The sequence below is a fragment of the Ectopseudomonas toyotomiensis genome (assembly GCF_017167985.1).
GTDB lineage: Bacteria > Pseudomonadota > Gammaproteobacteria > Pseudomonadales > Pseudomonadaceae > Aquipseudomonas > Aquipseudomonas toyotomiensis.
On the sequence record NZ_CP070505.1, the window covers coordinates 3,082,585 to 3,096,847 of the forward strand.

Sequence of the window (14,263 nt, forward strand, 5' to 3'; positions counted from 1 at the left end):
CCACGATGTCTGTGGATAATTTTGTTGGTAATCCCTGTAAGCATTGCTGATGGCTTCATGTGGCGGGGCTTTCAGCGTTTTGCTGGTTTTTTGATCAGCGTCTGTGAAGGATCGGGCGAGGACGGAAACGGGTCGAGTTGTCCAGTGTTTTCGCCGGCCGCTCTGTGGGCGCAGCAGGTTATCCCCGGATTCTGTTGGCAGGTTTGTGGATAAGCTGGTGGCAAGGCCATCAAGCGCCTTTCGGGCGGGCTCGAAGAGCAAGTGGCGAGTTGCTCGCCATCATTGTGGCTGCAGCGCGCCGAGCTGTGTCGAGCGGCCGAGCAGCTGCAAGGCGCGATCCGGGTAGTCGGTGATCAGCCCGTTGGCGCCCATTTCCAGTAATCGCCGCATTTCCGGCTGTTCGTTGATTGTCCACAGCTGTACGTGCAAGCCACGCGTCTGTGCATTGCCGATGAGGCGCGGGGTGGCCAGGGTCAGGCCGCTGTGCTGGGGCGGAATCTGCAGTACCGGGTAGGAGGGTGATAGCAGGTCGCTCAGACCCAACCAGTTCAGCGCCAGCAACAGGCGCACCGAAACCGGTCCGGCCGAGGTGGCGACCTCCGGACAGAGCTCACGAAAGCGCTTGAGGCTGCGCTCATGAAAGCTGCCGACGATGACCCGATCGAGTTGGTCATAAGCCGCCAGCATTTCGCAGAGCACAGCTTCCATGCCGACATCGGGCACCTTGATTTCGAGCGCCTTGGGGATCAATGGGAAGCGCTCGAACACCTCCTCCAGCGCGGCGATGCGCGTACCCTGGCCACGGTAGGGATAGCTCTGGCCGCCATCGGCCGTCCATTTGTAGCCGGCATCGAGCGCTTGCAGTTCGGCGAGGCTGAAGTGCGCGACCGGGCCCTGGCCATTGGTGGTGCGTTCCAGGGTTTCATCATGGATCACCACCAGCTTGGCGTCCTGACTCAGGTGCAGATCCATCTCCAGCATGTCGACGCCGAGAGCAGCGGCGCGTTCGAAGGCGAACAGGGTGTTCTCCGGCCATAGCCCCTTGCCACCGCGATGGGCGATCACCAGAGGGCGTTCGCCGAGGTCTTCGAGCACCGCAGGCATGCTCGCCTGACGGCTGGTCAGCGTCAGTACCAGCACGATGATGCCGATCAGCAGCAGCGGGACGAGCAGAAATCGGGTGAAGCGCAGCATGGGCCGGGTCTCGAAAGCGGTTCGGGACTTTGTGCCCCAGCGCAGGGGGCGTTGGCAAGTGCTGTGGTGGCGGTCGGTAAGGTACGTCGCGCACCGCAGTGTTCGCGATGGACGAGTCGACATCGGTGCGCATGGCGCACCCTACCGATTGCCGGCGCTTAGCTGGCCAGCAGCCAGACGCCAGTGGCGGCTGACGCAGCGCCAGCGATGCGCACCAGCGGTGCGGCCGCTCGCGGCAGAAATCGCACCAGGGCGAAGCCGACAGCGTGCAGTGCTGCGGTGGCGACGATAAAGCCGATGGCGTAGCCGAAGGGGCTGGCCAGGTCCGGCAGCTCCAGGCCGTGGGCGACGCCGTGGGTCAGGGCAAATACTGCGGTCAGGGTCATGGATGCGGCCATTGGCAGGCGCGCCGCCACGGCCACCAGCAGACCGAAGGCCAGCACCGAACCGGCGATGCCGGTTTCCATCAGCGGAATTTCCACCCCGGCGAAACCCAGCAGGCCGCCGATCAGCATGCTGCCGACGAAGGTCGCCGGCAGCGCCCAGCGTGCTGCGCCACTCTGCTGCGCGGCCCACAGGCCAACGGCGAACATCGCCAGCAGGTGATCCAGGCCAAACACCGGGTGGGCCAGGCCGGCCATGATCCCGGAGTCACCATGCCCTGGGTGGGCGAAGGCCAGCGCCGGGGTGCAGAACAGGGCGATGGCGTAGAGGGTTTTGCGCAGATTCATGTGGATCTCCTTGAGGTGGAATCAGGCCGCCGTGAGCATGCCCTGGCGTTCTATGAAGGCGATGATCTCGTCGAGACCCTGGCCGATTTTTTGATTGCTGAAGACGAAGGGCTTGTCGCCGCGCATCTTCAGGGTGTCGCGCTCCATCACTTCGAGCGAGGCGCCGACCATGGGGGCCAGGTCGACCTTGTTGATCACCAGCAGGTCGGACTTGCAGATGCCTGGGCCGCCCTTGCGTGGCAGCTTGTCGCCGGCGGATACGTCGATCACGTAGAGGGTCAGGTCGGACAGCTCGGGGCTGAAGGTGGCCGACAGGTTGTCGCCGCCGGACTCGACGATGATCAGGTCCAGGCCAGGGAAGCGGCGGTTGAGCTGCTCCACGGCTTCCAGGTTGATCGAGGCGTCCTCGCGGATAGCGGTGTGCGGACAGCCGCCGGTTTCCACGCCGATGATGCGCTCGGGCTCCAGGGCCTCGTTGCGCACCAGGAACTGGGCGTCTTCCTGGGTATAGATATCGTTGGTGACCACGGCGATGTTGTAGCGCTCGCGCAGGGCGCGGCACAGGGCCAGGGTCAGGGCGGTCTTGCCGGAACCGACCGGGCCGCCGATACCGACACGCAGAGGTTGGCTGTTCATGTGCTGATGTTCCTCGTCAGGAGCGGAAGAGACGCGAGTACTGGCGTTCGTGCGCCATGCTCGCCAAGGCCAGGCCGAAGGCGGCACTGCCCCAGTGTTCGGGAGAAAGACTGGCGGCCTGCTGCTGGGCGGCCTCGAGCGTTGGCAGCAGGCGGCTGGTCAGGCGCTGGGCGGCCTGCTGGCCCAGCGGCAGCACCTTCATCAGGACGGCCAGCTGGTTTTCCAGCCAGCCCCAGAGCCAGGCGGCCAGCGCATCGTCCGGGGTGATCTGCCAGGCGCGTGCGGCCAGCGCCCAGGCCAGGGCCAGGCCCGGTTCGTGCTGGGTTGCGAGCAGTTCGCGCGCGGCTTCGTCCAGCTCGGGCAGGCCTTCGAGCAGTTGCCGCAGCGAGTACCCCATCTGCCGACTTTCCAGGGCCAGTTCGCGGGTTTCGCGGCTGGCGCGGTGCCGTTCGGCCAGTGCCTGCAGGTGCGGCCAGTCGTCCTCGTGCGCGGCGCGACAATGTGCCAGCAGCAGCGGTGCTTCGAAGCGGGCGAGGTTGAGCGTGAGCTGATCGGCCAGCCAGCGTTCGGCGGCGTCGGCATCCTGGATCAGGCCGCTGTCTATCGCCCACTCCAGGCCTTGCGAGTAGCTGTAACCGCCGATGGGCAGCTGCGGGCTGGCCAGGCGCAGCAGTGCCCAGGCCGGCTTCATGAGCTGACCCCGATACGCGCGGGCGACGGCGCTTGGCTCACTTGCGCACACCGAACTGGTGCAGGCGCGGGCCGTAGTTGAATTCCTCGTCGCCATGATGGGAGTGATGGTGGCCGCCGCCATAGGCGCCCTGTTCAGGCTGGTAGGGCGCTTCGATGGCCTCGACAGTGGCGCCGAGCTGTTCGAGCATGGCCTTGAGCACATAGTCGTCGGGCAGGCGCAGCCAGCCGTCACCCAGTTGCAGGGCGACATGGCGGTTGCCCAGGTGGTAGGCGGCGCGCATCAGCTCGAAGGGGCTGGCGCAGGTGACATGCAGCAGCGGCTCGGCCTTGGCGCGCACGCGTACGATGCGTCCGTCCTTGGCCTGCAGAAACTCACCATCGGCCAGTGCCGGTTGGCCGCGTTCGAGGAGCAGGCCGACCTCTTCGCCCGCCGTGGTGAAGCAGCGCAGACGGCTTTTGCTACGGGCTTCGAAGGTCAGTTCCAGTTCGGCGTCAGCAGCAGCCTGCGGCGCGATTCGGGCGTGGATCACCAGCATCTGTGTTTATTCCGGGGCAATGTGCCCGGAAATAGTGCAAGTGGCTTGCCAAGGCTGGAGAGTGGCGCAAGGCAGCGCATTTCTGCGTGCTGTGGATAACTTGGCGAGGCGGTCAGGATTTATTTGGTGCGTTTTCGTTGTTGGTGCACGATTGTGGTGCGCGCTACTCGGAAGGCTTGCCCAGGCCCAGCCAGTGCTTGCCACCGACCATGATGAAGCGCAGCTGCTGAATGACCTTGGCTTCTGCCGTGAGGTGCACCGGCAGGGTTTCAGCGGGCGGGTCGATCAGTTCGGGCAGGGTGGCGAATACCGTCTTCACCACCAGATCCGACACCACGTCGAGCGCTGCATCATCAAGGTGCGGCATGCGATTCATCAGCTTGAGGTCGGCGGCCAAGTCGCTGGTGATGCGTTCGCGCAGGGCCGCAACGGCCTGGCGTACCGGTTGCGAACCGCCGTACTGCTCGCGGGCGAGAAAGAGGAACTGAGCGCGATTGGCAGCCACTTCGGCAAGGAAGATACGCACCGAGGCGTCGATCATGCCGCGCATCTCGAACTCATGGCGGCGCACCTGGCGGATCGCCGCACGGAAGGTTTCGCCCACCTCTGCCACCAGCGCCAGGCCCAGTTCGTCCATATCGGCGAAGTGACGATAGAAACCGGTGGGCACGATACCGGCAACGCGCGTCACCTCGCGCAGGCTCAGGCTGCCAAAGCCACGCCCGCTCTCCATCAAGGTAAGGGCGGCGTCCATCAGGGACTGGCGAGTCTGCTGCTTCTGTTCGGCGCGTGGCGTCATGCGAAATCGGGTCATTGAGCGATGCCGCACTCTAGCAAATGCACGGCGCCAGCGTCGAACCGCGCGGATGTAGTTCGGTGAACGACTGTTGACTGAAATACAGGCTATCTGTCAGCCTTGTGCACAAGTGTTCACTGGAATCCATTCATGGCTCTGCTTTCCCTGTCACTGGCGCGGCATGTCGCTCGCGGTCTGCAACCGCTGCGCCGGCTCTGTGCGGTCGGTTGGTTGCGTGAGGCAGATATCGATCTGTGCTTGCGCCTGCTACACCCGGCACTGCGCCTCAATCGCGTGTTCGCCCAGGTCGAGGCGCGCCGTTGGGTGGCCGACGACATGCTGGTACTTGAGCTGCGCTGCAACGGCAATGCGCAGGACTGGCGAGCCGGGCAACACGTTCAGCTGTATCTGGAGCAGGACGGCGTGCGTCACGGGCGCAGTTACAGTCTCACGTCAGTGGCTGCCGACGGGCGCATCGAGCTTGCGATCAAACGCCAGCCGGGCGGGCGCCTGTCCAATTTGCTGCTCGATCATCTGGAGGTGGGTGAGGTGGTCGAGTTGGGTCAGGCATTTGGCGATTTCGCCTGGCCGCAGGAGCAGAATGCGGTGTTGCTGCTGGCGGCTGGCAGTGGCATCACGCCGTTGCTCGGTTTGTTGCGTGATGCACTGGCGCGTGGCTTTTCTGCGCCGGTGATGCTGCTGCATCAGGTACGTCGCCGGGGGCAGCAGGCCTTTGCCGAAGAGCTGCAGGCGCTGGCTGCGCGTTACACCAACTTCCAGGTGCGCTGGGCCTTCAGTGGTGAGGATGGTGGCCGCCTGACGGCCGAACAGCTGGCGGCGCTGCCGTGCGCGCACCTGTTGATATGCGGCCCGCGTGGTTTCGTCGATCAGGCGTGCGGCTGGTGGCGCGACGCCGGGTGCGGGCGCAGCCTGCAGGCGGAAAGCTTCAGCCCACTGCCGGTGCTGGCTGAGGCCGATACCGGCGAGGTTCGTCTGCGCTTTGCGCGCAGCGGCCAGCAGGTTTCGGGCAACGGCAACGCCAGCCTGCTGGAGCAGGCCGAGGCCAGCGGGCTGCGCCCGGCTCATGGCTGTCGCCAGGGCATCTGCACCAGCTGCACTTGCCTGCTGCTGGCCGGCACGGTGCGCGATCTGCGCAGTGGTGAGCTGTTCGCCGAGCCCAACCAACCCATTCGCTTGTGCGTCAGCGCCCCGCATGGGGATGTGGAGATCGATCTGTGACGGCTCGTGTTGATCGTGAGTTGAACCCCGCCGAACTCGAAGCCTTCGGCCAGGAGCTGGATGCTCTGCGCCAGCGCACCCTGGCTGATCTGGGCGAGGCCGATGCGCGCTATATCCGCCGTGTGCGTGGCGTGGTGCGCCTGTGCTGCTGGAGTGGACGTGCGCTGCTGATGCTGGGCTGGTTTCCACCTACCTGGCTGCTCGGCACCTTCTTGCTGGGGCTGGGCAAGATCCTCGAGAACATGGAGCTGGGCCACAACGTCATGCACGGCCAGTACGACTGGATGAACGACCCGGAATTCGCCGGGCGCCAGTACGAATGGGACATCGTCGGGCCGGCCGATTTCTGGCGGCATACGCATAACCACGTGCATCACACCTACACCAACGTACTGGGCATGGACGATGACGTCGGCTATGGCGTGGTGCGCCTGTTCCCCGAACAGCGCTGGAAGCCGTTCTACCGCTGGCAACCCTTGTGGGTGACGATCCAGGCGCTGCTGTTCCAGTACGCCGTGGCCATCCAGCACCTGCGCCTGGACAAGCTGGTGAAAGGCCGCATCAGCAAGGAGGAAGTACGGCCGCTGGCGCGTCAGTTCGGCGCCAAGCTGGCGCGGCAGTGGGGCAAGGACTATCTGGCGTTTCCGCTGCTGGCCGTGCTGCTCGGCGCCAATGCACTGGCCGTACTGACCGGCAACCTGGTGGCCAATCTGCTGCGCAATCTGTGGACCTTTCTGGTGATCTTCTGCGGCCATTTCACCGAGAAGGCGGCGGTGTTTGCACCCGAAGTATTGGAAGGGGAGACGCGTGGGCACTGGTACCTGCGCCAGCTGCGTGGTTCCAGCAATCTGTCCGGTGGGCCGCTGCTGCATATTCTGACCGGCAACCTCAGCCATCAGATCGAGCATCACCTGTTCCCCGATCTGCCGGCTCGGCGCTATGCCGAACTGGCGCGCGAGGTGCGCCTGATCGCCCAGCGCTATGGTCAGCATTACAACTGCGGCACCTTGTGGGGACAATTTGCGACCGTGCTGCGGCGTATCTGGATCTACCGTTTACCCGCTGCCGGGATGGCGTGACTCGCGTGAAAGGCATAAAAAAGCCCGGCATGCGCCGGGCTTTGGGGGTGTGACTACAGGGCTCAGGCCGTGTGGCCACGCTGCTTGATCAGGCGATCGGAACCACCCTCGGCCAGCTGAACACGCTGGGCGCCCGGAGTACGCTCATAGCCGCCCTCTACCAGTTGGATGCGCTGGGCACCCGGCGTGCGGTCGGAACCGTCTTCGGCGAGCGGTGCGATGGGTTGCTGTTGTACCTGGCTGTCCTTGGCTTCGCCCACCAGAGGGAAGGGCGCGCTGCTCGATGCGGCGAATACGCTGGTGGTGATCAGACTAAGGGCCAGAGTGGCGAGGGTCAGTTGAGCTTTCATGTCGATGTCTCCTTGGGGAGTAATAAGTGGCGTCGGAGTCAATTCTTGAGGACATGAGCGCAGATAAGAACTTGACTGGCCTGATAGTGAACATCGACCCTCTCAATACTCGATCGGAAGGCTCTATCTCGGGGCTTGTGGGCGGGCGTTACGCGTCGCGACGAATGTTTAGCCAGGCATCGCGCTGAATGCCGGGCGCGCGTATGCTTGGCGACCCTTGCGGGTCGTGCTCGATCCGTCCTCTTTTGCAGTTCCCTGGAGGCAGGCTCAGCAATGCTCGCGGCACAGGCAATTTTGCCGATCTTCGCTCTGATCGTTCTCGGCTATCTGCTCGGCTGGCGCCAGTGGCTCACCAACGAGTCGGCGGCCGGTCTGGCCAACATCACCTTCAAGCTGTTCATGCCGACGCTGCTGTTCGCCGGTATCGCCAAGGCATCGCTGGCTGAAGGTCTGTCGCCAATGCTGCTGTTGGCCTACTACCTGCCGGTACTGCTGGTGTTCGGCGCGGTAAACGTACTGGCGCACTGGCGTCGCGGTACGGCGACGCCGCTGGGATTGGTGGCGGCGTTCTCCAACAACGTGCTGGTGGGCATTCCGCTGATCGCCAGCCTGATGGGCAACGACGGCCTGCTCTACGTGTTCGCCATCCTGGTGTTTCACAGCCTCACGCTGTTTTCCCTGCACAGTTTCTATGCCGCTTTCGGTAGTCAGGAGCGTGTCGACGGTCGCGCGCTGCTGAAGAACCTGGCCAACCCGATGATCATTGGGCTGGGATTGGGCGCACTGCTCAACCTGTCCGGGCTGCAGGTGCCGGAGAGCCTGTGGCGGGCGATCACCTGGCTGGGCCAGGCTGCCTTGCCTTGTGCCCTGATCGTGCTCGGCGCCAGCCTGTCGCGTTATCGTCTGCGTCCTACCGGCGAGGCCTGGGGCGTGGCCTTGGCCAAGCTGCTGCTGTTCCCGGCGCTGGTGTGGTGGCTCAGCGGCCAGTTGCCTGGCCTGAACGAGACGGCGCGCAGCGTGTTGGTGCTGCTCGCTGCTTGCCCCAGCGGGGTCAACGTAATGGCTTTTGCCCGTACGGCCGAAGACAGCCGTAGCGTCAGCGCGGCGATCTCGCTATCGACGCTGTTGGCGGCGGTTTCACTGCCGTTGTGGATGCTGCTGGTAGGGTTCTGATTGTTCTGTCTGGCGATTCCCTCTTCCGGGCGATAGGCGTGTTCGCGGTGGTCAGCTAGCATCGCGCTTCCGATCCATTCAGGACTGCCCAGATGAAACGCCTCGCCCATGCGCTGCTCGGCCTGCTGTTGGTGTTCGGGTTGACCCTTGCCGCTTTCGTCGCACTCAGCTGGGCCCCGGATCTCCCGCTGGACGAACTCAAGGCGCGCTGGGCGCCACCGCCTTCGCAGTTCGTCGAGATCGATGGAATGTCGGTGCACCTGCGTGATCAGGGGCGGCGCGATGACCCCGAGCCCATCCTGCTGTTGCACGGCACCTCCGCCAGCCTGCATACCTGGGACGGTTGGGTAAAAGAGCTGGCCAAGCAGCGTCGCGTGATCAGCCTGGACTTACCTGGTTTCGGCCTGACCGGGCCATTTCCCGATGGTGATTACCGCGTCGAGCACTACACAGGCTTTCTCCGCAGTCTGCTCGATCATCTGCAGGTGAGCCGTGTAGTGCTGGTCGGCAACAGTTTCGGCGGCCAGTTGGCGTGGCGCTTTGCCCTGGCCCATCCCGAACGCAGCGCGCGTCTGGTGCTGGTGGATGCAGCCGGCTATCCGCGCAACGCCGAGTCGGTGCCGATAGGCTTTCGTCTGGCCGGCATCCCGGCATTGGCGCCGTTGATGAGCCGCTTGCTGCCGCGGAGCATGATCGAGTCGAGCGTGCGCAATGTTTATGGCGATCCAGACAAAGTCGATGACGAACTGGTCGAGCGTTACTACCAGCTGACCCTGCGTGCCGGCAATCGTCAGGCCTTGCGTCAGCGCTTCGCCCAGGCCCCCAGTGGCGAGCTGCATGAGCGCATCGGCGAACTGCAATTGCCGACGCTGATCATCTGGGGTGGGCGTGATCGGCTGATTCCGCCGGACAATGCCGAACGTTTCGCCGCTGACATCGCCGACAGCCAGTTGGTGCTGTTCGACGACCTTGGCCATGTGCCCCAGGAGGAGGAGCCGCAGCGCACCGTTGCGGTGCTCGTTGCCTTTCTGCAGCGCTGAGGCTCTAGCACGGTATTTTCCAAGCCTTTGATTTTATTCGTGGAAGCGCTGGCTGTTAATGGCTGGCGCGTTTCCTGCTATGGCTCGGCGGGGCGGTTGGCTTTGGCGAATCTTCGTCTAGGCTGACGGGATAACGAACAAGAAAAGCAGGAAACTGCATGCGCAAGGGCATTAGAGCTTTCGTCCGGGTAGTGGACGCATTCAACCGGAGGGTCGGGCGTTTCGCCATGTACCTGATCTTCGCCATGCTGGCGGTGCTCCTGTACTCCTCCATCAGCAAGACCTTCTTCACCCCATCGATATGGACCCTGGAAAGCGCCCAGTTCCTCATGGTCGCCTACTTCCTGCTCGGCGGTGCCTACTCGATGCAGCTCGACGCTCATGTGCGCATGGACCTGGTCTACAGCGCCTGGTCGCCGCGCACCCGCGCCGTGGTCGATGCGATCACCGTGTTGATGCTGATCTTCTATCTGGTGATGCTGCTGATCGGCGGCATCTCCTCCACCGAGTACGCCATCGAATACAAGGAGACCAGCTACTCGGCCTGGTCGCCCCATATGGCGCCGATCAAGATCGTCATGTGTTTCGGCATCGCCCTGATGCTGTTGCAGGCAGTCGCCACCTTCTTCAAGGACCTGTACGCAGCCCGTGGGGAGACGCTCTGATGAGCTACGAGCTGATCGCGCTGTTGATGTTCTCCTCGATGATGTTGCTGCTGCTGACCGGTAAGCGGGTCTTCGGCGCCATCGGCTTCGTCGCTGCGGCTGCTGCATTGCTGTTGTGGGGCGATGGCGGCTCGGAGATGGCCTTCAGCGCGGCCATGAAACTGATGAAGTGGTACCCGTTGCTGACCCTGCCGATGTTCGTGTTCATGGGTTACATGCTCTCCGAGTCGGGCATCGCCGAAGACCTGTACAAGATGTTCCATGTGTGGATGGGCCCGCTGCCGGGCGGCCTGGCCATCGGCACCATCTTCCTCATGGTGGCGATCTCGGCGATGAACGGCCTGAGCGTGGCCGGTATGGCCATCGGCGCCAGCATCGCCCTGCCCGAGCTGCTCAGGCGTGGCTACGACAAGGTCATGATCACCGGGGTGATCCAGGCTGGCAGCTCGCTGGGCATCCTCATTCCGCCCAGCGTGGTGCTTGTGCTCTACGGCATGATCGCGCGCCAGCCGGTGGGCCAGCTGTGGCTGGCCGGGGCGATTCCGGGCTTGATGATGGCCGGCATGTTCATGCTCTACATCGCCATTCGCTGCCGCCTGCAGCCGCATCTCGGCCCGCCTCTGGCACAGGCCGAACGTGAGCAGATCAGCATGCAGGAGAAGCTGCGGCTGCTCAATGCCGGGTTGGTGCCGGTGTTCATTTTCCTGTCGATGACCGGGCTGTTCCTGCTGGGGTACACCAGCCTGGTGGAAAGCTCGGCGGTGGGCGCCAGTGCTGCGACCCTGGCGGCTTTGTTCAAGGGGCGGCTGAGCGGCAAGGTGATGGAGGAAACGCTGCGCAAGACCCTGGCCATCAGCTGCATGTTCATGTGGATCATTCTCGCCGCGCTGTGCTTCGGCGCGGTGTTCGACGGCCTCGGCGCGGTCAAGGCCATCGAAGGCTTCTTCGTCGACAGTCTGCACCTGGGGCCGTGGCAGATTCTCATCCTGATGCAGATCTCGTTCATCGTGATGGGCATGTTCCTCGACGACACCGCCATGCTGGTGATCGTCGCGCCACTCTACATCCCGCTGGTCGGTGCCCTGGGCTTTGACCTGATCTGGTACGGCGTGCTCTACACCATCACCTGCCAGATCGCCTACATGACCCCGCCATTCGGCTACAACCTGTTCCTCATGCGCGCGATGGCACCACCGGAAGTGACCCTGCGCGACATCTACGTCTCGGTCATACCCTTCGTCTTCATCATGGTCCTGGCGCTGACCCTGGTCATGGTCTTCCCGCAGCTGGCGCTGTGGTTGCCGCAACTGCACTACGGCGGTTGATCAACGGAAATCGGCGCGTCCACGCGCCAGCAGTCGAGCCGGATCGTCCGGCCACTGGTAAGGCCGTCAGCTATGGCGGCATTGAGCGGTTGTATTGCATCTGCATCGACATTACGGAGAGACCAGCATGAGTACGAGACGCGATTTCCTGAAAACCGCCGCAGTCGGTACCGCGGCCTTGGGCTCGGCGCATATTTACGCCGCCGAGCCGAAGAAGATCACCTGGCGATTGCAGACCTACGCCGGCGCGGCACTGGCCGAGCATGTGATCAAACCCTCGATCGACGCCTTCAACAAGGCCGCCAATGGCCAGATGGAGATCCAGCTGTATTTCGCCGACCAGTTGGTGCCGACTGGCGAGCTGTTCCGCGCCATGCAACGCGGCACCATCGATGCGGTGCAGAGTGATGACGACTCGATTGCGGCGCCAGTGGACGTCTCTGTATTCGGCGGTTACTTCCCTTTCGCCACCCGCTACAGCCTCGATGTGCCGGTGCTGTTCGAGCAGTACGGGCTCAACGAGATCTGGGCCGAGGCCTATGGCGAGGTCAAGGGCGTCACCTGGCTCGGCGCTGGCGCCTGGGACCCTTGCCACTTCGCCACGGTCGAGCCGATCACCAAGCTCGAACACCTCAAGGGCAAGCGTATCTTCACCTTCCCTACCGCCGGCAAGTTCCTCTCGCGCTTCGGCGTGATCCCGGTGACCCTGCCCTGGGAGGACATCGAGGTGGCGATCCAGACTGGAGAGCTGGACGGCATCGCCTGGTCCGGCATCACCGAGGACTACACCGTCGGCTGGGCCAACGTCACCAAGTACTTCCTCACCAACAACATCTCCGGCGCCTGGTGCGGTTCCTACTTCGCCAACTCGGACAAATGGGCGGAAGTGCCGGAGCACCTCAAGACCCTGTTCAAACTGTGCATGGACAGTTCCAACTACTACCGTCAGCACTGGTACTGGGGCGGCGAGGCGCAGCTGCGGGTCGAGGGCGGCAAACTGGAGCTGACCTCCATCCCCGCCGAGGAATGGGCCACGGTGGAGGCCGAGGCGCTGAAGTTCTGGGACGAGATCGCCAAGACCAGCCCGCGCTGCGCCAAGGTGGTGGATATCTTCAAGAAGTACAACGCACTGATGGCCAAGGCGGGGGCACCTTATCGTTGATGTCATTTGAGTGAGCCAGAGCGCCCGTACCGAGCGGTACGGGCGCGGTTCTATCCCGCACAGCATCGCGCCAGCCAGATTTTTCCCGCCGCTTCCCTGCCATCCCGGCAATCCTGTACCACACTCTATGAGCCTGAAACGGACGCTGTCACACGCGTCGTGCTGCGCTCGTGCGTCGTCGGCCTTGCCTGGCCGGTCATGGATGCCCAGCCCTGCGCTTGACCCGCCCGCGATAACAACAAGACACAGGGGTTAGCATGTTCAAACCACGGGATGTAAAGACCCTGGGCGATGCTCGGCGCATCGTCGAGGAGCGTGGCCTGAGCCACGTCAAGGTCGGTCTGTTCGATAACGACGGGGTGATGCGCGGCAAGTACATGAGCCGCAGCAAGTTCTTCTCCGCCCTTGAGCACGGTTTCGCTTTCTGCGATGTGGTGCTCGGCTGGGACGTCAAGGACCAGCTCTACGACAACGCCCAATACACCGGCTGGCACAGTGGCTACCCGGACGCGCCGGTGCGCATCCTGCCGCACACCTGCCGCGAGATCCCCTTCGAGAACGGCATGCTGCTGTTTCTCGCCGAATTCGATCAGCAGGCCGAGTCGGTGTGCCCGCGCGGTACCCTGCGCCGGGTGATCCAGCGCTGCCAGGACATGGGCTTTGAGCCCTATGCCGCGCTGGAATACGAATTCTTCATGTTCGATGAAACCCCGGACTCGGCACGGGCCAAGGGCTTTCGCGATCTGAAGCCATTCACCCCGGACTGGTTCGGTTACTCGATGATCCGCAACTCGGTGCATGCCGAGCTCTATCACCAGATTCTCGAAATGGGCGAGGCGATGGATTTCCCCATCGAGGGCCTGCACACCGAGACCGGGCCGGGCGTGCTCGAGGCGGCAATCGCCTATGACCGCGCCGAGGCGGCGGCGGACAAGGGGGCGTTGTTCAAGACCTTCATGAAGGTGCTGGCCCAGCGCAACGGCCTTATGGCTACCTTCATGGCCAAGTGGTCGGGCAAGTATCCGGGGCAAAGCGGGCACATCCATGTGTCGCTGCGCGACCGTGTAACTGACAAGTCGGCCTTCTACGACCCTGATCAGGCGCACAACATGAGCAAGTTGCAGCGGCATTTTCTCGCCGGGCAGCAGCGTCTGATGCCGGAATTCCTGTGCATGGTGGCGCCGACCCTGAACAGCTATCGGCGCCTGATCCCTGGTTTCTGGGCACCGACCGACGCCACCTGGGGCGTGGAGAACCGCACCGCAGCGCTGCGGGTGATCCCTGGGAGCGACAAGTCGCAGCGCCAGGAGTACCGCCTCGGCGCCGCCGACGGCAATCCGTTCCTGGCGCTCTCGGTGGCCATCGGTTCGGGCTTGTACGGCGTCATGCAGGAGTGGGAGCCGACCGGACCGGTCAGCGGTAACGCCTACGCGGTCAAGCATCCAGAGGAGCTGGCGTTGCCGCGCACGCTGTGGGACGCCGCGCAGCGTCTGAAGGGCTCGCAGGCCGCCCGCGAACTGTTCGGTGATGCCTTTGTCGAGCACTTCGCCGCCAGCCGCGAATGGGAAGAGCGCGAGTACCGTCGCCATGTCAGCGACTGGGAGCTGGATCGCTACTTCGAAATCATCTGAGCGCTCCCCCTCT

Annotated in this window: 15 protein-coding genes; 8 read left to right on the plus strand and 7 right to left on the minus strand. The window is 63.7% G+C overall.

The annotated features are described in order from the left end of the window. Positions 1-279: 279 nt before the first annotated feature. From JWV26_RS14150 to fabR, 6 genes are all read right to left on the minus strand, one after another. Positions 280-1,194 carry a glycerophosphodiester phosphodiesterase family protein gene (locus JWV26_RS14150; protein ID WP_074913826.1) on the minus strand — a complete coding sequence of 305 codons (915 nt, stop codon included), beginning with the start codon at positions 1,192-1,194 and terminating at the stop codon, positions 280-282. Between the two features lie 158 nt (positions 1,195-1,352). Then, the gene (locus tag JWV26_RS14155; RefSeq protein ID WP_072423251.1) at positions 1,353-1,925 is read right to left on the minus strand and encodes a HupE/UreJ family protein; all 573 of its coding nucleotides are present in this window, start codon (positions 1,923-1,925) and stop codon (positions 1,353-1,355) included. A 21-nt stretch (positions 1,926-1,946) separates the two neighbouring features. Continuing rightward, entirely contained in the window at positions 1,947-2,561 is a 615-nt protein-coding gene (ureG, locus tag JWV26_RS14160; protein WP_003246865.1) for an urease accessory protein UreG, read from the minus strand. A gap of 16 nt (positions 2,562-2,577) precedes the next feature. Beyond that, on the minus strand, positions 2,578-3,252 hold the full coding sequence (locus tag JWV26_RS14165; RefSeq protein WP_206417125.1) for an urease accessory protein UreF: 675 nt from the start codon (positions 3,250-3,252) through the stop codon (positions 2,578-2,580). 37 nt (positions 3,253-3,289) lie between these two features. After that, positions 3,290-3,790 (minus strand): urease accessory protein UreE, encoded by a 501-nt coding sequence (ureE, locus tag JWV26_RS14170; RefSeq protein ID WP_206417126.1) that lies wholly within the window; start codon positions 3,788-3,790, stop codon positions 3,290-3,292. Positions 3,791-3,953: 163 nt separating this feature from the next. Next, entirely contained in the window at positions 3,954-4,589 is a 636-nt protein-coding gene (gene fabR, locus JWV26_RS14175) for an HTH-type transcriptional repressor FabR (protein ID WP_206419217.1), read from the minus strand. A 147-nt stretch (positions 4,590-4,736) separates the two neighbouring features. Between fabR and JWV26_RS14180 the strand changes: the two genes are divergently transcribed. After that, on the plus strand, positions 4,737-5,825 hold the full coding sequence (locus JWV26_RS14180) for a ferredoxin reductase (protein WP_206417127.1): 1,089 nt from the start codon (positions 4,737-4,739) through the stop codon (positions 5,823-5,825). Further along, positions 5,783-6,904: a fatty acid desaturase family protein gene (locus JWV26_RS14185; RefSeq protein WP_420890271.1), complete on the plus strand. Its 1,122-nt coding sequence runs from the start codon at positions 5,783-5,785 to the stop codon at positions 6,902-6,904. The genes JWV26_RS14180 and JWV26_RS14185 overlap by 43 nt, the downstream gene beginning before the upstream one ends. Before the next feature lie 62 nt (positions 6,905-6,966). On the opposite strand, the gene JWV26_RS14190 is transcribed toward JWV26_RS14185, so the two are convergent. Then, positions 6,967-7,254 carry a hypothetical protein gene (locus JWV26_RS14190; protein ID WP_206417129.1) on the minus strand — a complete coding sequence of 96 codons (288 nt, stop codon included), beginning with the start codon at positions 7,252-7,254 and terminating at the stop codon, positions 6,967-6,969. A 273-nt stretch (positions 7,255-7,527) separates the two neighbouring features. Here JWV26_RS14190 and JWV26_RS14195 point away from each other — a divergent pair, with 273 nt between their 5' ends. The 6 genes from JWV26_RS14195 (at position 7,528) to JWV26_RS14220 (ending at position 14,250) form a co-directional block, all read left to right on the plus strand. Next, complete coding sequence (locus JWV26_RS14195; protein WP_072423244.1) at positions 7,528-8,427, plus strand: AEC family transporter; 900 nt, start codon at positions 7,528-7,530, stop codon at positions 8,425-8,427. Between the two features lie 92 nt (positions 8,428-8,519). Beyond that, positions 8,520-9,467 carry an alpha/beta fold hydrolase gene (locus tag JWV26_RS14200; RefSeq protein ID WP_206417130.1) on the plus strand — a complete coding sequence of 316 codons (948 nt, stop codon included), beginning with the start codon at positions 8,520-8,522 and terminating at the stop codon, positions 9,465-9,467. 158 nt (positions 9,468-9,625) lie between these two features. Then, entirely contained in the window at positions 9,626-10,132 is a 507-nt protein-coding gene (locus tag JWV26_RS14205) for a TRAP transporter small permease subunit (protein ID WP_072423242.1), read from the plus strand. After that, on the plus strand, positions 10,132-11,457 hold the full coding sequence (locus JWV26_RS14210; protein ID WP_074913833.1) for a TRAP transporter large permease: 1,326 nt from the start codon (positions 10,132-10,134) through the stop codon (positions 11,455-11,457). The genes JWV26_RS14205 and JWV26_RS14210 overlap by 1 nt, the downstream gene beginning before the upstream one ends. A 127-nt stretch (positions 11,458-11,584) precedes the next feature. Next, positions 11,585-12,619 carry a TRAP transporter substrate-binding protein gene (locus JWV26_RS14215; RefSeq protein ID WP_074913834.1) on the plus strand — a complete coding sequence of 345 codons (1,035 nt, stop codon included), beginning with the start codon at positions 11,585-11,587 and terminating at the stop codon, positions 12,617-12,619. A 257-nt stretch (positions 12,620-12,876) separates the two neighbouring features. Continuing rightward, positions 12,877-14,250, plus strand: coding sequence for a glutamine synthetase family protein (locus JWV26_RS14220; protein WP_206417131.1), 1,374 nt, complete (start codon positions 12,877-12,879; stop codon positions 14,248-14,250). Positions 14,251-14,263: the final 13 nt, after the last annotated feature.